The following is a 458-nucleotide window of genomic DNA, read 5'->3' on the forward strand; positions in this document are numbered from 1 at the left end:
GTCCCGGCTGGCCGTAGGGCGCGCCGGCCGCCGGTGGGTAGCCGGGCGGCTGGGCCTGCGGATAGCCGTACGGGGCCGTGCCGGGCGGCGCCTGCGGCGCGGGGCCGGCCGGCGGAGGGCCTGCCGGGCCTGCCGGCGGGGCGCCGAGCGGCGTGGCCAGCATGGTCTGCGCGTCGTGCACCGAGGGCGCGGCGCGCCGGCTTTCGGTCCAGGCCCTCCCGTCCCACCAGCGCTCGGGGGCGGGCCCCGGGCCCTGGTGGTCGGGGTCTGGGTACCAGCCGGGAGGTGTCGTCATGCTCACCCCGTCACCCTATGGCCAGGCCCTGCGGTGCGTACGCCCCCGGGCCAACTTCCCTGCCGGGCCCGGCCGGGGGGGGGGGGGGGGGGCGCCGCGGCGGGCCGCCGCTGGGGCGGGGGAGCGGTGCCCGCGGGCGACCCGGGCCCACGCGAATATACGC

1 protein-coding gene is annotated in these 458 nt (G+C 82.1%); it reads right to left on the reverse strand.

Annotated elements, in window-relative coordinates; genetic code table 11:
- Window positions 1-295: DUF2510 domain-containing protein (locus AAHZ94_RS35000; RefSeq protein WP_349997677.1), on the reverse strand; the 295-nt coding region annotated here is incomplete at its 3' end.
- Window positions 296-458 lie beyond the last annotated feature (163 nt).

Origin of the sequence: Streptomyces sp. HSW2009 (genome assembly GCF_040240285.1) — a bacterium.
Lineage (GTDB): Bacteria > Actinomycetota > Actinomycetes > Streptomycetales > Streptomycetaceae > Streptomyces.